Origin of the sequence: Pedobacter sp. P26, from assembly GCF_050632135.1 — a bacterium.
Taxonomy (GTDB): domain Bacteria; phylum Bacteroidota; class Bacteroidia; order Sphingobacteriales; family Sphingobacteriaceae; genus Pedobacter.
In genome coordinates, this window is the sequence record NZ_CP192574.1 from 1,064,843 (window position 1) to 1,081,186 (window position 16,344).

A 16,344-nucleotide genomic window follows, 5' to 3' on the forward strand; every position below is an offset into this window, starting at 1 on the left:
AGTTGAATTATTGAATAATTAATTGAATTATTGAATGGTTACCATTGTAGAAGTATGCGTTGTGCTGAAAATCCCGGTCCGAAGCTTAACATCAGCCCTTTTTCTCCGGGCATTGGCTTTTTATCCATAATCCGTTCCAAAACATACAACACCGTTGCACTACTCATGTTTCCATAAAGCCTTAATACCTCTTTTGTTTCGTTTATATTTTTGCCAAGCTGTCCGAATAACTCTTCCACAATCTGGATAATCTTTTTTGCCGCCCGGATGAAAGATCAAATGGTCTATATCATTAATTTCGAATCCGTTTTTCACCAAAAATGGATGGATGATATTGGGGAAATGATTGGCAATGGTTTCAGGAACGGCTACATCCAGTATCATTTGCAGTCCGGTATTGGTGAGTTTAAATCCCATCATCTCTTCAGCATCATAAAAATGGTACATTTCTTCAGCCAAAATCTCTGGTCCGCTATCATCTTCATTCGAACTTAACAGTACACAGGCGGCACCATCGCCAAATATTGCGGCACTTACAATGTTGGCCATCGAAAAATCATTTAATTGAAAGGTTGCCGTTGGCGATTCTACTGCAATAACTGCTGCACGTTTGCCTGGATTAGCTTTCAGAAAATTCTTGGCGTAAATCATACCTGATACACCTGCTGCACAACCCATTTCAGTTACGGGTAAGCGAACAATGTCCTGACGCAGTTTGAGCAGATTGATCAGATAAGCATCTAAAGAAGGAATCATGATTCCGGTGCAGCTTACCGTAATGATATAGTCTAAATCCTGTGCCTGCCAACTGGCTTTTTCGAGTGCAGTTTTTAAACATTCAGCACCCAGCTTTATCCCTTCTCTTACGTAAATGTTGTTTCGCTCTTCAAAACTTAAATCGCTAAAAACCTCTTCGGGCGACATGATCGAGTACCTTTTATCTACTGCTGCGCTTTCAAAAATCTTTTTTACCTTTCTGATGAAGCGATCATCCTGACCTTTTAGCCAAATATCCAGAAATGGTAAAATCTCCGCGGTTGACCGCCAAAATTCGGGCAATGCTTTACTTACTGCTTTTACGGTTACGCTCATGTTGTTTTAATTATCCATTGGTAGCGGAAAGCCCATTTCCATTTTATGGAACTCAATTTTAAGTTTAATTGTTTGCTGTATTTAATTAAATCTGCTCTTTTAAATCCACGTAGAATGGAGACTAAACCGTCCTCTCTCGACATATTATTTAAACGGAAAACATAACACAAAGCTTTAAAAAGGTAATATGCTACTGCACTTCTTTGCAGGTCATTTATCACAATACCCATTGTTGCCGATCTTTTAAAATTGTTTAGCAGATTAATAATTTCTTCATCTTTAAAATGATGTAGCGTTAACGTACAGAGCATAATGTCGCAGGGTTCATCTTTATTTAAATCCTCAAAAATGTCGCTACAGGCATAGGTGATGTTCGGGTAGTTTGCAGACAAACTTTGTGCGTGATTTATGGTGAATTTATTGGCATCTATCCCTTTTAAAATAAAATGTAAACCTTGGTTTTTTGCATAATCGGCCAAAGTGCGTAACATATCTCCATTTCCACAGCCTATATCGGTAATACGTATAACCTGATCAAATGGTTTGTTGTTAATTAAGGTTTTAACCCCATTTAGCGTAACTTTATTACCACCAAGGAGTTGGTTAATACTGGCTATTTTGTCAAGTGCATCGCGTAATATTTCACCTTCCATGGCGAAATCATCCATAATCTCTGGTGCTGTGCTTCTAAATGTGGTATCTACTGGCATTTATGATTAAATTATGATGGGCTTGCCATGTGTTTGTTTAATTATTTTATGGAGCAGAAAGGGCATTTTAATCAATGCATTGATGGCTAAACTTTCGAATTTAGTATTTCTCAGCAAAGAAGATAAGATTCTCCCCATTTTCAAGCGGCTATTAAATTCCCTGTTCCAATGTGCGGCGTAACTTTCTTCCAGTCCTTCACGCGAACTGATGTAACCTTCGATTCTTTGATGCAAAAGTTCTGAAACAATTTTGGCAGCGTGAATAGCCATGGCCATACCGTTTCCGCAAAGCGGATGGATTAATCCCGCAGTATCACCAATCATTAAAACATGGTTATGTACGGGCGCTTTACGCTCAAAAGAGATCTGACTAATGGTTAACGGAGCATCAAATAAACTGGTTGCATTTTCAAAAATAGCCTTCAAATGCCTGTTTTTGTAAAGTACGTTTTCCTGGAAGGTAAGTAGATTTTTGTGCTTCTTGAAACTTTCATAGTTGGTCAGATAACAGATATTTAACCGATCATTTTCAACCCTTGAAACGCCGCAATAGCCACCTTGAAAATTATGCAGGCTAACCAGGTTATTCGGAAAATCGGCCTTGTAATGTGCTTTAACTGCCAGATAGGGCGATTGTTTATTAATGAAACTCCGGTTTAACTTAATATCAATGGCTGATCTTTTTCCATACGCGCCAATAACGTAAGCTGCCATAAAAACGTCATTAGCAGTTGCTACTGTAAATTGATTATTGGCAAAATTTATTTCTACAACACGGTCATGAACGATGCTTACCTTTCTCCTGATCAGTTCGGTATACAAATAATGATCGATGGTATACCTGCTTAAACCAAAACCACCCAGCGGCAATTTTGTCTGTATACTTTTTCCAAGATTTGAGGTGAAAAGCAGGTCGCTGATGAGTGCAGGTGCAAGATTTTCGATATCCAGGCCTAGCCATTCAAAATAAGGGTTTACCTCGTTTGAAATATATTCGCCGCAAACTTTATGGTGGGGATAAGTATCTTTCTCGATCAATGTAACCTTTAAACCCACCTTATTCAGGTGAAGTGCTGCTGTTAAACCTGCCAATCCACCACCAATAATTAAAATTTCTGTTTCGGCCTGCATAAAATGAGATGGAACGCTAATATAACACTTTAATGAGGCGTTTGTTCACCTTAGATTTTTTAACCATACAGAACATCATGTTTTCACTAAGACTAAAGCATTAAAGAAATAATTTTACGATTACATCATAGTTTTAACCACATCGGTCGCCGGGAGAAGACACCGAGGTCACGGAGCTGGGCGTATAGATAGCGTGCTGGCAGGTATTATCATCTGACAGGAATGTTGTCAGTTTGAGACTGGGTTCAAAACCTTTAATAATAGCACTGCAAGTTCTGATTAAACGGGATTGCAGCGGTATACTTTTGTTTTTCTATAACAAAAGATTTAGCGGAAAGCCCGGCTAACATTAATTATGTTTGCTGGCCCTGCTTTCCTAATTATTAGGATGTATTTATCACTTATATAAGAATCGCTTAACGATTTTCATCGTTAAAAACGATGGGTTATCCAAAGCTCCATAGCAATGAGTATTAGTGCCTTTTTTATCTATCACTCCGTTCTTCCATATTCAAATCGGTATCAAACGGACTTTTAGTAAAGGGATAAATAGATTGTTTAACAAAACCCTTCGGATAAGAGGCTTCATGCACACCTGTTCCGGCTGGCCATTCTTTGCCTGGTAAATAATAGGTGCCGAACATCATATCAATAAAAGGGAATATGGAAGCGAAATTATGCCCATAATATTTAGGATCTTCGCAATGGTGCCAATGGTGATATTGAGGGGTAGTAAATATGTATTTTAGCGGGCCAAAGTTAATCCTGGTATTGGCATGGATCAGCACGGCATGGATAGCAATAAATATAATGTACACATTGAAAACGGTAGATGAAAAGCCTAGCACATAAAGTGGTATGAAAGTCATAGCCCTGGTAAAAAAGATGTCGATAAAATGGGTACGGCTTCCGGCCAGCCAATCCATATTTTGTGTAGAATGGTGTATGGAGTGGAAGCGCCAAAGGGCTACACGGGTGTGGAAAAAACGATGTGCCCAATACTGAAACAAATCGGTACTGAAAAAAGCCAAAAATAAAGCAACTATGAAGGGGAGGCCCTGCACCCAACTATGCAATTTATCTAATCCCATCCAACCAAAAAATAATACGGCAGGCTTTTGCGTAATGATACCGAAAAACTGGATAAACAAATGGCTGATAACAAAATAGGTCAAATCGGTACGCCATTCTTCGTGGAATTTGGTTTGCCCATTGTTTTTTGGAAAGAATAATTCTAAGGGGACAAAAATGGCCACCATTAAAAGCAGATCTAAAATCATCCAATCCAAGCCAAAATGCCAGCTCGATTTGGCAACATCCCTGCCTTCTACGCTTAAAGCACCCAGTATTACTGCCAGGGCGCCAAGCACAAAGCCCGGCCAGGCCCATTTTAGTTTTTTGCTAAGGATTAAGCTTAATAATGAAAAAAGAAACAGCCTATAACACCAGCAAGCATTAGAATTTCCATGCTGTTTTTTGTATATATTTCACGGAATTCGGGCGTGGTTAGCTTTTCCGGATAATGAAAACACAGGATGCCTAAAAGCGCTAATGCAGCTAAAAAAATAGAAATATATCCACTAATCTGGCCCTGGCCCACTACTAATCTTTTGTTTGGTGACATTAAAATATGTTTTGGTAGATAACAATGATAATAAAAAAAGATAAATTATGGACGAATAAATTTGTTAGCTGGTCAATGGTTCACTGTTTAATGGTTAATTGACAACAAACGCCCTGCGGCGAACGCCCGATTTAACCCGGTATATTTTTGTTATTTAAAGAGAATAATTATTTTACACCTGAAATAACCAAATATTAGCTGGTAAAGCCTTAATCTACCTATGTCATATCGCTCAAAAATCATATTATCAATTATAATTGGCTGCTTTTTCACCTTCCCCCGCGCCTGGGCGCAACAGCTTATTAAGGGACAAGTAGTTAATGAAACTAATAAAGGTATCGCATCCGTATCCATTTATAATAAGCAGAAATTAATTGCCCTGAGCGATTCTGAAGGAAACTTCAGCTTTAAAATAGATTCCTTAAATAAAGGTCAGTCGCTTTCCTTCAGTTCGGTGGGTTACGAAAGCCATTCCGTTAAAGTTGATGAGCGCAGCAGTACCAGTGACCTCATGGTTAAGCTAAAAGACAAATACATTAAACTGGACGATGTGCATATTTATGCAGCCAATTTTGCTTCTACTTTAATTAAAAATGCAGTCGCGCACCTTGCCGATACTGGGGTGGTGAGCGAAAAATTGTTGTGCAGGCAGTATATGGTAAAAGATGGTAAGTATTATAGTTATGCCGAGGGATTATTTAACCTCCATACCGATGAATATAAAAATGATATCAGGTTACAGCTTGAAGGATTAAGAAGGCTTAAGGAGCTCAAAAAAACAGGAGGTGTGAAGATTAACTACGCTGTTGATTTAAGAATTGAGCTCAAATCTTATTTTGTAAGTAATCTCAACGATAATATGCTCAGCGAGGATAATGATTACGAAATTGAAGGACAGGTTGAATATGAAGGGTCAAAATGTTATAAAATCTCTTTCACAAGGGTAAGAAATGTATTGTATAAACGCAGGAATGGATGGATTTTTATCACGGTAGATAAACATCTGATTAAAGGAATGGAAAGCAATATCGCTACAATAAACAAAAGCATGATCTGGATAAACAGGCAAAACTATACCATCGATAATGGTTTGTCGAAGTTATCTTCTACGTATTTAAAGTGTAATGTAGTGGCCGGGTTATTTTCGGAAGGAGAACCTTCGGCAGAGATGGAACTGATTTTTCTGGAAAATATCGATCCGGAACTAAAAAACAGCAACAACTATTCTACCTTAAAACTTAGACAGGATTTTTATCAATATCCTAAAAAGAACAATGCCGGGTTTTGGGCAGTACTTTATCAAAAACATAACTTAACGATTCCGGAGGTAATTGTCGAAACCTATAAATCGGATCAGGATATTTTGGAACAATTTTAAATTCATCGGATCATTCGTTCATTGGGGTTAATCGGTTAATTGTACTCTAAACGCCCAGCTCCAAACACTCAAACTAGTTTCGATTATTGATCATTGGAAATTGATTATTGGTCATTCCATCATCCATCTTCCATTTTACATCTTTCCAAACCATTTCCCTCGCTCAATGGTTGCCTTATTGGGCATTAGACCAGGTTATGCCTTTCTTTTTTAAATAATCAGTATTTTTGAAACCACGAACATGCTACTTAATTATCTACGCCTTTTATTGCTTCCTTTTTCAATCATTTACGGAATAGTCATTATTCTCCGTAAAAAACTTTACGACTGGGGATTTATGCGATCTGTAAAGTTTGATCTGCCGGTAATCTGTGTAGGCAATTTGGCTGTTGGCGGATCGGGTAAAACACCAACAACAGAATATTTGGTAAGGTTGTTGGCCGATTACAAGATCGCCATTTTAAGCAGGGGTTATGGCCGTAAAACGAAAGGTTTTATAGTTGCAGATAGTGCTGCAACTGCCGAAACGATAGGAGATGAACCTTTACAGTACTACCAAAAATTTGCGGCTGTTACCGTTGCGGTTTGCGAAGACCGCGTGAAAGGGATTAAGCAATTAAAAGACAATCATGATTTAATTATCCTTGATGATGCCTTTCAGCACCGCGCTGTAAATGCAGGATTTAATATTTTGCTTTTCGAGTTTAGAAAGCTGGGTACTTTACAGTTTTTATTACCTGCCGGTAATTTAAGAGATGTTTTCTCTTCCCGTAAAAGGGCAGATGTTTTGTTGGTCACGAAATCGCCTGTTCCGTTGTTAAATGTTGCCCGGCAAGCCTCGATAAATGAGTTACAGCCAAATGCAAATCAACCTGTATTACATTCTTATCTAAAATATGGCGATCTTATCCATTTATACCATAACGAATACCAAACGCTGGAGTCTGTTAAAGGTTTCGAAATTTTCCTGCTCACCGGAATAGCAAATCCCAATCCGTTAAAAGAAGAGCTTGAAAAATATGCAGGAACCATTAAACACAAAGAATTTCCTGATCATTATGCTTTTAAAAATGATGATATTGATAAGTTTAAATCGGCTTTTATGGCCAGTGTTAAAAAAGATAAAATCATTATCACAACAGAAAAGGATAGCAAGCGTTTAAGAGCTACCGGATTTAAAGATTTACTGGTAGATTTACCTGTATATTATTTACCCATTGAGGTTGAATTATTTGAAGAAGATAAGATTAACTTTGACGAACTCATTTTAAAATATGTTAAGAGCAATAGAAGAAACCGTTGAATATATAAAACGTAAAACAGAAAACTTTAAGCCAGAAATAGGCATTATTTTAGGTACTGGCTTGGGTGGCCTGGTAAAAGAGATCGAAATAGAGCATCAACTGATGTATTCTAATATTCCAAATTTTCCAATTTCTACTTTAGAGTTCCACAGCGGGAAACTAATTTTTGGAACATTGAACGGGAAAAAGATTATTGCCATGCAGGGGCGCTTACATTATTACGAAGGTTATAGCATGCAACAGATCACCTTCCCGGTTAGGGTGATGAAAGGTTTGGGTATCGAAAACTTAATTGTATCTAATGCTGCGGGCTCATTAAATCCTGAGTTTAAAAAGGGTGATTTAATGATTATCGATGATCATATTAATTTGCAGCCAGATAACCCGTTGCGCGGTTTAATTGAGAGCGAATTAGGTCCACGTTTTCCAGATATGAGCCAGCCCTATAAACGCGATATCATAGCCAAAGCATTGGAGATAGCTAAAGATGTTGATATTAGGTGCCATAAAGGGATATACGTTGCGGTTTCTGGTCCGAATTTAGAAACCAAAGCCGAATACAAATACCTGCGTTTAATTGGCGCTGATGCAGTTGGCATGAGTACCGTGCCCGAAGTTATTGTGGCCAACCACGCTGGTTTACCTGTTTTTGCCATCTCCGTATTAACGGATGAAGGTTTTCCAGAAGATCTGCAACCCTTTAATTTAGATGAAATTTTAGCTGCAGCAGCTAAGGCCGAGCCTAAAATGACTGAGATTTTAACCCGCTTAATTTCTGAACTATAAGATGCATAAAGCCGTTAAAATCTGTTTTTTTCTGTTCCTGCTGCTAGGCATTAACAAAGCATTTGCACAAGATTTAAAAACGAGTGTGGGTACCAATAAGGAACTCGATTCTGTTCGGAAAAAATTAGATTCGGGAAAGGACTCCGTTGTTTTTACCGCAAAATATATCCGGTTTACTAAGTTATCCTTAGTTAAAGATAGTATTGTGCTACTGCCCTTAGATACTTCCACAACCAATATTCAAAATTATAGTCCGCTTTTACAACCCTTGCACCCAACCATTAGCAATGGTAATATGGGCCTGGCAGCGAGGCCTTTATTGTACGAGCCAAGTAAAAGGATTGGTTTTGATGCAGGATTTCATTCACTTGATTATTATGCTTTAACACCAGAAGATATTATTTATTACCAGGCCAGAACTCCCTTTACCAGCTTATATTTTGTGAGTGCAGGTCAAAAAGAACAGCTTTTCAGGGCTATACATACGCAGAATATTAAAAAAACTGGAACGTTGGAGTTAATTTTAACCGGGGCGATTCTAAGGGTTTTTATGCCAGGCAGCGGGGCGATAATCTGAATGTCGCTGTATTTTCCTGGTACCAATCGCCCAGCAAACGTTATAATATGTGGGCATCGGCAATTTTTAATACCATGCGTGCTTACGAGAATGGCTCTACGGTAGCTACAGGTTTATTCGATCCGGGCTATTCTAAAATTGACAGAGAGGCGGAACCCATAAATTTATCAGATTCAAGAAATTTGTACCGTAAAAACACCGTTTTCTTAAAGCAAACCTATTATGTTGGCAGGATAGATACCTCTGCGAATGTTAACAATGCGGTTTTACCAACCAATAAGGTTTCGTATACATTTGAGTATAATAACGACAGTTTTGATTTTTACAAAAATGGAACTGATGTTAATAATGTGCTGCCTCCAGGCATTGCGAGTACAATATTTACCAATGATTCGACCCACGTAAAACATATCAAAAATGAATTTATTTATAGTTTCTTTTTAAGACCCAAAAACAGTTCGGTTATTAAAAATGAATTAAAGGTTGATGCAGGCATAAGACACGATTATTACAGACATGAATATCTTGGTATGAAACAAGATGGAACCAATTATGAACACAGTAGATTTGCTTATCAGAACATTACCATTTTAGGTGCAGCGGGTTATCGGTTCTCTAACAATATCGATTTCAATTTAGATGTACAGCAAATTTTGCAAGGTGAAAATGCCGGCGATTATTTATACGAGGCAAAAAGTAAAATTCTTTTAGGTAAAACCATTGGGAGAATAGAATTGGGTGCATACGCGCAGAACCAAACTCCAGCGGCTATTTTTAATTACTATCACGGCAATCATTACCAATGGACGAACAGTGATTTTAAGAATACTAAAATCGCCAATTTATCATTCAACTATATCAATGATAAATATGGTTTTACTGCGGGAGCCAACTATTACTTAACCAGTAATTATGTTTATTTTGCAGCTGATCAGACCAATAATACAAATGCTATTTTACCAAAACAAGCTACTGCAGATATTAGCTTAATCAGGTTGGATGTATCAAAGAAAACCAGGTTTGGTAGATTTGTGATGGAAAACTATATCGCTTATCAAAAAACAGATAAAAATGCCGTATTAAGAACACCCGAACTTTATACTTATAACAGTATTTATTTTGATAATACGTTTTTCAAAGTATTAAAAGCTAATGTGGGATTTGATGTGAGGTATAATTCAGAATATGCAAATTACTTATATTCACCAGCAACGGCTCAATTTTATATTGATGAGCGTAATCCGACAAATCTGATCTCAAGACCAGTAATTGATGTCTTTTTTAAGGCCAATTTAAAAAGAGCTAATATCTTTGTTAAATATGATTTTGTAAATCAGGGTTTATTTCAACCGGGTTATTACACGGTAAACAGGTACCCTATGCAAGATGCCTTGTTAAAATTTGGGGTAAGCTGGAATTTTTACGATTAATAATTTAAAAAGCATAAAAAAACCTTCCCGAATTTTATACCGGGAAGGTTTTTTACGTTTAAGGCTTTGCTTAAAATGAATAACCAACTGAGAAGCCTAATACACGGTTAGTTAATTTACCATCTCCAGATCTAGAATCTTTAGGTACCAGGTTTGATAAACCTAAACCATAATTAGCACCCACTAAAAATCCAGAGTTGGTACGATATGCTAAACCGAAGTTGGCACCAAACTCTGTAGACGAATAGTTTTTATCGGTGGTTGAACCAAATTTTAAATCATTTTCATCAGATATTGTTCCTGCAGCAGCGCCACCAGTTGTAACTGTTTCGAATTTGTTTTTTCCTGATATGTTAAATCCAATATAAGGGCCTGCTGAAATTTGTACAGCACCGGCATCACCTGTAGGAATTCTGAAAACTGCATTTACAGGTACTTCAATAGCCATCAAATTTACTTTGTTAGTGGTTGTATTGGTAATGCCACCAACTGTTCTCGTTTCCTCAAATTTGCTGCCTTTATTCTGTAAGGATACACCAGGTTGAATGAAGAAATTGTTTCCTACACCGAAATCAGCAAATGCAGTAACATTAAAGCCAACATTGTCCTTGGCATTGTCGTTGAATGATGTACTGCCATCAGTACCGCTTGCGTGAAATCTTGCCAAGTTTACTCCGGCTTTTATTCCAAATCTCGCATCACTACCCGTCATGGTATTTTGTGCGAAAGCACCTGTTGCCAATAAAATGATTGATGCGCTTAATAGTAACTTTTTCATGATATTTTTCTTTTATAAAAATCTTGTTTAAATTTTCAGGTTTAATCCTGTTTGTTAATTGTCCATGCTAATCCAAAAGCTGTGCCAAAGTATCAAACGTGTTACATTTTAGTGGCTAAAATATTGGCTACCAGTATGATTCTTGTAAAGATTAAGAGTGGTTATGATCCAGATCGGAAATGGTATGAGCAGCCATTTAGTGTATACATAACAGGAATATAGCAGAGAATTAACAATTTTTTAAACTCAAAAGAAAAATGTCAGGAGTTAAATTCTGATTGGTTTTATGTTTTTTGAGGTTTCTTTTTTGCCGCCGGGAAAAGTACATTGTTTAAAATTAAACGGTAGCCCGGAGAATTAGGATGCAGACTTAAATCTGTTGGTGGATCGCCTACAGCGTGCTGATAATCTTCCGGATCGTGCCCGCCATAAAAAGTAAACTGGCCTTTGCCAATTTCGCCATGTAGATATCTTACCTCTGCTGCGCCTTTATTTTCACCTAAAACGGTTACACTTGTTTTTACTAAACTTTTTTTAAATGCTGTGGTTTGTCCCATAAAACCTTTAATTACCTTATCATGATCCTGGGTAAGCATGGTTGGAACAAGGTCCCACTTGGCAGAAAAATCGAATAAAGTAAAATAATCGTTGGTTTGGTTCAGTGTACGGGTTTGAGTAACATCTATATCCGAAAACTCATAGTTCATCGGGTTGTTGTCTAACTTGAAATTCTGGAAGGCCAGCGTTTTGTTGAAATCAAGTTTCGATTGCGCATTAGGGTCGGCAGGATCACCATCAAACATCTGTGCACAAATGTCTACCCCTTCGGCAGCCAGGGCAATGTCGAAACTATCAGTACCAGAGCACATGGCAAACATGAAGCCTCCACCAGCACAGTACTCCTTAATATGTTTGGCAACGGCTAATTTCATTTCAGAAACCTTTTTATAGCCCATACGTTTAGCTAAAGTTTCCTGATTTTTGACATCTTCCTGGTACCAGGTTGCATACCTGAAATTGGCCCAGAAACGGCCATATTGCCCGGTAAAATCTTCGTGGTGCAAGTGTAGCCAATCGTATTTGCTCAATTTATCCTGAAGAATATCGTCATCGTAAATTACATCGTATGGAATTTCTGCGTAGGTTAACACGAGTGTAACCGCATCATCCCATGGCAATTTGCTTTTTGGAGAGTAAACTGCAATTTTTGGCGTTTTCTCCAGTTTAACCATTTCCATGTTTACAGATGGGTCGCTGATTTCATTTAGCAAACTCACTACTTTTCCATCAGCCATAACCTCATAAGAAACCCCGCGGATTTTTAATTCATCCTCCACCGCTTTATTATATTTGATTAAAAAACTACCGCCACGATAGTTTAAAAGCCAGTCAACCTCCAATTGTTTGCTGATGGTCCAATAGGCAATACCATAAGCTTTAAGATGGTTTTTTTGGTCTTCATCCATATAAATTAACAAGGAAGAAGCCCTAAGCCCAAGGGAGCAAAGCAGGCAGATGAGTAGGATATAATATTTCTTTATCAAATCGGTATGGTTAAAACACTAAAATACCGCATTTAAACTGTATAGAAAAATTTAATGATGTCATAAGTTATACAATTTTGTTATTTTTGCCCTCTACTAAAAAAATATGAAAGTTTTTTAGGGGGAGAAAAATTAAAATTAGTACCGATATTGATATGAGTAAAGCAATAATAAAAACAGAAAAAGGCGATATGACCGTAGAATTCTACGAAAATGATGCGCCAAAAGCCGTTGCAAACTTTAAAAAATTAGCTAAAGAAGGCTTTTTATGATGGTGTAACTTTTCACCGTGTAATTCCTAACTTTATGGTTCAGGGCGGATGTCCAAATTCAAAAGACCCGGCTAAAGAACATTTGGCAGGTACTGGTGGTCCAGGTTATAAAATTGATTGCGAATTGGACGGAGAAAATCAATACCACGATCGTGGTGTTTTATCTATGGCCCACGCTGGCCGTAATACTGGTGGTTCGCAATTTTTTATCTGCCATAGCAGAGCAAATACTGCTCATTTAGACCGTAACCATACTTGTTTTGGTAAAGTTATCGAAAATGTAGATCTTGTTGATGATATCCGTCAGGGCGATAAGATTGTAAATATTGAAGTTTTAGAAGATTAAAAATAGATACTAGATTTGAGACATTAGATTTGAGACTTGATTTCTCTGATTGATGCTCCTATCTCATTTAATAATTGAACAGGGAATTTTAGTTATTTGATTTGAGTGATTTCTCATATCTCATATCGCGAATCTCATATCTCAAAAAAAATATGAATTTAAGAGGAATTGTTGCCGTATCCGGCAGACCAGGTTTATTTAAACTGGTTGGACAAAATAAAGTAGGTTACATTTTAGAGGGCTTAGATGCTCAAAAAACTAAAGTTGTAGCCAACATCACCAACACAAAATTAGCTTCATTAGAAGATATTACCGTATATGGTGAAGAGGAAGAAATTAAACTGGCTGATATTTTTGCTAAAATTTCTGCTAAAGGATCTACTCCTGACTTGAAAGGCGATTTGCGTGCATATTTTCTTGAAGTAGCTCCAGGTCACGATCAGGAGAAAGTTTATGCTTCTGATATGAAGAAAATCATTACCTGGTATAACTTATTAAAAGATCTGCCTTTATTTACTGAAGAAACTCCGGAAACTCCTGGTACACCAGCAGAAGTTAAGTTATCAGAAGAAAAGGCAGCTTCAGATAAAAAACAAAAAGCTACAGGATCTAAAACTTCGGCAAGTGCTAAAGCAACTACTAAAACTTCAGCTCCAGCTAAAAAAGCAAGTATGACCAGTAAAAAAGGCGTTTAAGCTTTATTTAATTATTATAGAGAACACCAGGCTATTGTCTGGTGTTTTTTTATGGGGTTTAATCTAAGAAATACCAAAGCAAAGCTACAATCACTAAAGAGAGAATAATGCTGATCCATAAGTATTTATTATTGCGGTTTTGATCGCTTTTATATCTGTATTCCCGTTTATATTTATCTAATATCATAATCTCTTTTATTTAATGATGATTTTAATTCGTCTTTTCCATATCTCATTCACATAGTTCTTACCTCAAAAATTTCATCTCTAAGCATGATGATAAGGTTCTCCTTTTAAAATGCTAAAACCCCGGTAAAGCTGCTCTACAAAAAACAATCTGATCATCTGATGAGAAAAGGTCATATCAGATAAGGAAATTAAACCATTTGCTCTTTTGTAAATGGTTTCATCAAATCCGTATGGCCCCCCAATGATAAAAATTAAATGTTGTACACTGCCCACCATCTGTTTATTCAGGTAGTTTGAAAATTCTATAGATGAATATTTTTTCCCTTTCTCATCCAGCAAAATAACAACATCGCCATTGTTGATTTGTTTGTGGAGGAGTTCTGCCTCCTTTGCTTTTTGTTGCGCCTCACTCAGGTTTTTAACATTTTTTACATCAGGTATGGCCAAAAAGGTAAAATTAACATAATGCTTCAGGCGGTTGATGTATTTATCAATTCCTTCTATTAGGTATTTATCTTCTGTTTTGCCAATGGCGATCAGGGTAATCTTCATTTAATATTTTGCCTATCTTTAGAATTTCGAGATTCAAACTTAGAGAAAATTGTAACAAAAAAGACAATCTATCCATCTCATAACTTCTGAATATATACTGAATAAAAATTATGCTGAAACAACAACAAGAAATAATAGCCGGTTACCATGATAAAATAAAAGATGTTACGACAGATATAGATCAAACAAAAAAACTGATCGATCAACTTTCTTTCCTCCGCATAGGATTGTTTTTGGCCGAAATTTTATTTTTCGTTTTGCTGCTGCGCTCGGCAGACGACAGCTTACGTACATTAATCCAAATTTGTTTATTACTGCCTGTAATTGCTTTCGCCTATGTTGTGCGCAGACAAAGCCAGCTTGATCGTGAAATCGACTATAAAAAACAACTTCTGTGGGTTTATCAGAACGAATGGAATATTTTAAATGGTGCCGCTAACGGATATGACCATGGTAAAGCTTTCGAATCTGAACAACATCCTTACACTTCCGATCTTGATATTTTTGGTGCCTCATCGCTATTTGCCCTGATTAACCGTTGTAGTACCAAAAGTGGAAATAACCTGCTGGCTAAAAATTTCGCAGAAAAATCGACCAGGGCTGGGATATTACGCCGTCAGGAAGCCATAAAAGAGATAATAGATAAGATAGCAGAAACTTATAGTTTTAGGGCTAACCTCCATGGTTACGATCCTGATAAAATAGAACAGATCAAAACGCAGTTAAAGAGTCAATTGGGTGCGCAATTGGGCTTTGTTCAGGGAGCCTTTATGAGGTTTTATGTGAAACTGGTACCCTACATTACTATCGGCCTAATTCTGGCAGCAGTTTTAATCAGTAGTCTTTTCTGGAAGGTATTGGCGCTTTTGCTTGTGGTCCACATCGGGTGGAATGTATTACTGGGCTCAAAAATCAACAAAGTGTTTTATAGCTTTGGCGGGAGTTCGAACCTGCTGAACGGATATGCAGGCGCTATTTTATGGACAGAAAATCAACAATGGAAAAGCAGTTATACGCTAAGTTTACTCGATTCAAAAATTCCGGTTAGTAAAGAAATTAAAGGTCTTACAAAGATTATCGAAAATTTTGATGCGAGACTGAATATCGTTGTGGGTGGAATACTGAATGCCCTTTTACTTTGGGATTTAAAATGCTGCATCAATTTAGATATCTGGTACAAATCATCATCAAAAGATGTAATTGCTGCGCTTGATCATCTGGGCGATTTTGAAGAACTGATTTCGTTAGCAACAACGGCCTATAATCAACCAGATTGGATATTTCCAGTGATTAACGATCACTTTGCATTAGCCACTACTCATATTGGCCATCCGCTTATTAATAAGCAATTACGGGTGAGCAATGATTTTTGTGTGGAGGCAAAACCAACTGTTGATATTGTAACGGGCTCTAACATGGCAGGTAAAAGTACTTTTTTACGTACGCTGGGTATCAATATGGTATTGGCTTACGCAGGTGCGCCGGTTTGTGCCAAAACAATGCAATTATCTGTTTTTTCGATCAACACCTATATGCGGATTAAAGATTCGCTGAACGAAAGTACCTCTACTTTTAAGGCAGAGCTTAACCGTTTGAAGATGATTTTGGATAATGTTATAAAGGATAAAGATACTTTTGTATTAATTGACGAAATGCTGAGGGGTACAAACAGCCGGGATAAATATTTAGGATCAAAGGTTTTTATACAAAAGCTGATTGCCGAAAAAACTCCTGCACTTTTTGCAACCCACGATTTACAATTAGCAGATCTGATTATTGATTACCCCGAAACTGTTCGTAATTTTCATTTCGATATCCAGATTGCCGAAGGCGAAATGAGATTTGATTATCTGCTAAAATACGGACCGTGCAAAACTTTTAATGCAGCTATTTTGCTGAAAGAGATTGGTTTAAAGCTGGATAATGTTAAATAGTA

14 protein-coding genes and 2 pseudogenes are annotated in these 16,344 nt (G+C 37.2%); 7 read left to right on the forward strand and 9 right to left on the reverse strand.

Going from position 1 to position 16,344, the window contains the following annotated elements; genetic code table 11:
* Positions 1-38 precede the first annotated feature (38 nt).
* The 6 genes from ACQ86H_RS05135 to ACQ86H_RS05160 all read right to left on the reverse strand — a co-directional run bounded on the left by ACQ86H_RS05135 (position 39) and on the right by ACQ86H_RS05160 (position 4,557).
* On the reverse strand, positions 39-239 hold the full coding sequence (locus ACQ86H_RS05135) for a 3-oxoacyl-[acyl-carrier-protein] synthase III C-terminal domain-containing protein (RefSeq protein WP_431294048.1): 201 nt from the start codon (positions 237-239) through the stop codon (positions 39-41).
* The gene (locus ACQ86H_RS05140) at positions 160-1,092 is read right to left on the reverse strand and encodes a type III polyketide synthase (RefSeq protein WP_431294049.1); all 933 of its coding nucleotides are present in this window, start codon (positions 1,090-1,092) and stop codon (positions 160-162) included. Before ACQ86H_RS05140 ends, ACQ86H_RS05135 begins: the two co-directional genes overlap by 80 nt.
* Positions 1,089-1,802 (reverse strand): methyltransferase domain-containing protein, encoded by a 714-nt coding sequence (locus ACQ86H_RS05145; protein ID WP_138818379.1) that lies wholly within the window; start codon positions 1,800-1,802, stop codon positions 1,089-1,091. The genes ACQ86H_RS05140 and ACQ86H_RS05145 overlap by 4 nt, the downstream gene beginning before the upstream one ends.
* 6 nt (positions 1,803-1,808) lie before the next feature.
* On the reverse strand, positions 1,809-2,933 hold the full coding sequence (locus ACQ86H_RS05150; protein WP_431294050.1) for an NAD(P)/FAD-dependent oxidoreductase: 1,125 nt from the start codon (positions 2,931-2,933) through the stop codon (positions 1,809-1,811).
* Between the two features lie 485 nt (positions 2,934-3,418).
* Positions 3,419-4,303 (reverse strand): sterol desaturase family protein, encoded by an 885-nt coding sequence (locus tag ACQ86H_RS05155; RefSeq protein WP_431294051.1) that lies wholly within the window; start codon positions 4,301-4,303, stop codon positions 3,419-3,421.
* Positions 4,304-4,347: 44 nt separating this feature from the next.
* Positions 4,348-4,557 (reverse strand): hypothetical protein, encoded by a 210-nt coding sequence (locus tag ACQ86H_RS05160; protein WP_431294052.1) that lies wholly within the window; start codon positions 4,555-4,557, stop codon positions 4,348-4,350.
* Between the two features lie 220 nt (positions 4,558-4,777).
* Between ACQ86H_RS05160 and ACQ86H_RS05165 the strand changes: the two genes are divergently transcribed.
* The 4 genes and pseudogenes from ACQ86H_RS05165 (at position 4,778) to ACQ86H_RS05180 (ending at position 10,032) form a co-directional block, all read left to right on the forward strand.
* Positions 4,778-5,935: a carboxypeptidase-like regulatory domain-containing protein gene (locus ACQ86H_RS05165; RefSeq protein ID WP_431294053.1), complete on the forward strand. Its 1,158-nt coding sequence runs from the start codon at positions 4,778-4,780 to the stop codon at positions 5,933-5,935.
* A gap of 241 nt (positions 5,936-6,176) precedes the next feature.
* Positions 6,177-7,238, forward strand: a complete 1,062-nt coding sequence (lpxK, locus tag ACQ86H_RS05170; protein ID WP_431294054.1) for a tetraacyldisaccharide 4'-kinase — start codon at positions 6,177-6,179, stop codon at positions 7,236-7,238.
* Positions 7,210-8,025, forward strand: coding sequence for a purine-nucleoside phosphorylase (locus ACQ86H_RS05175; RefSeq protein WP_138818374.1), 816 nt, complete (start codon positions 7,210-7,212; stop codon positions 8,023-8,025). The genes lpxK and ACQ86H_RS05175 overlap by 29 nt, the downstream gene beginning before the upstream one ends.
* Before the next feature lies 1 nt (position 8,026).
* Positions 8,027-10,032 (forward strand): annotated as a pseudogene (locus tag ACQ86H_RS05180) (putative porin).
* Between the two features lie 70 nt (positions 10,033-10,102).
* On the opposite strand, the gene ACQ86H_RS05185 reads toward ACQ86H_RS05180, so the two are convergent.
* Complete coding sequence (locus ACQ86H_RS05185) at positions 10,103-10,810, reverse strand: porin family protein (protein ID WP_138818373.1); 708 nt, start codon at positions 10,808-10,810, stop codon at positions 10,103-10,105.
* A 284-nt stretch (positions 10,811-11,094) separates the two neighbouring features.
* On the reverse strand, positions 11,095-12,276 hold the full coding sequence (locus tag ACQ86H_RS05190; protein ID WP_431295337.1) for an asparagine synthetase B: 1,182 nt from the start codon (positions 12,274-12,276) through the stop codon (positions 11,095-11,097).
* 233 nt (positions 12,277-12,509) lie between these two features.
* Here ACQ86H_RS05190 and ACQ86H_RS05195 point away from each other — a divergent pair.
* Positions 12,510-12,972, forward strand: a pseudogene (locus ACQ86H_RS05195) (peptidylprolyl isomerase).
* A gap of 152 nt (positions 12,973-13,124) precedes the next feature.
* The gene (locus ACQ86H_RS05200; protein ID WP_138818370.1) at positions 13,125-13,667 is read left to right on the forward strand and encodes a DUF5606 family protein; all 543 of its coding nucleotides are present in this window, start codon (positions 13,125-13,127) and stop codon (positions 13,665-13,667) included.
* Positions 13,668-13,934: 267 nt separating this feature from the next.
* Here the strand turns inward: ACQ86H_RS05200 and rlmH are convergent, their stop codons facing one another.
* Positions 13,935-14,408 (reverse strand): 23S rRNA (pseudouridine(1915)-N(3))-methyltransferase RlmH, encoded by a 474-nt coding sequence (rlmH, locus tag ACQ86H_RS05205; protein ID WP_431294055.1) that lies wholly within the window; start codon positions 14,406-14,408, stop codon positions 13,935-13,937.
* 110 nt (positions 14,409-14,518) lie between these two features.
* Here rlmH and ACQ86H_RS05210 point away from each other — a divergent pair, with 110 nt between their 5' ends.
* On the forward strand, positions 14,519-16,342 hold the full coding sequence (locus ACQ86H_RS05210; RefSeq protein ID WP_431294056.1) for a MutS-related protein: 1,824 nt from the start codon (positions 14,519-14,521) through the stop codon (positions 16,340-16,342).
* The last annotated feature ends 2 nt before the right edge of the window (positions 16,343-16,344 follow it).

Bases quoted from the DNA above. Each gene is read 5' to 3' on its own strand.
- ACQ86H_RS05175 (WP_138818374.1), top strand. From the start codon at position 7,210: ATGTTAAGAGCAATAGAAGAAACCGTTGAATATATAAAACGTAAAACA.
- ACQ86H_RS05190 (WP_431295337.1), bottom strand. From the start codon at position 12,276: ATGGATGAAGACCAAAAAAACCATCTTAAAGCTTATGGTATTGCCTAT.
- ACQ86H_RS05210 (WP_431294056.1), top strand. From the start codon at position 14,519: ATGCTGAAACAACAACAAGAAATAATAGCCGGTTACCATGATAAAATA.
- ACQ86H_RS05140 (WP_431294049.1), bottom strand. From the start codon at position 1,092: ATGAGCGTAACCGTAAAAGCAGTAAGTAAAGCATTGCCCGAATTTTGG.
- ACQ86H_RS05160 (WP_431294052.1), bottom strand. From the start codon at position 4,557: ATGTCACCAAACAAAAGATTAGTAGTGGGCCAGGGCCAGATTAGTGGA.
- ACQ86H_RS05165 (WP_431294053.1), top strand. From the start codon at position 4,778: ATGTCATATCGCTCAAAAATCATATTATCAATTATAATTGGCTGCTTT.
- rlmH (WP_431294055.1), bottom strand. From the start codon at position 14,408: ATGAAGATTACCCTGATCGCCATTGGCAAAACAGAAGATAAATACCTA.
- ACQ86H_RS05185 (WP_138818373.1), bottom strand. From the start codon at position 10,810: ATGAAAAAGTTACTATTAAGCGCATCAATCATTTTATTGGCAACAGGT.
- ACQ86H_RS05200 (WP_138818370.1), top strand. From the start codon at position 13,125: ATGAATTTAAGAGGAATTGTTGCCGTATCCGGCAGACCAGGTTTATTT.
- ACQ86H_RS05145 (WP_138818379.1), bottom strand. From the start codon at position 1,802: ATGCCAGTAGATACCACATTTAGAAGCACAGCACCAGAGATTATGGAT.
- ACQ86H_RS05150 (WP_431294050.1), bottom strand. From the start codon at position 2,933: ATGCAGGCCGAAACAGAAATTTTAATTATTGGTGGTGGATTGGCAGGT.
- lpxK (WP_431294054.1), top strand. From the start codon at position 6,177: ATGCTACTTAATTATCTACGCCTTTTATTGCTTCCTTTTTCAATCATT.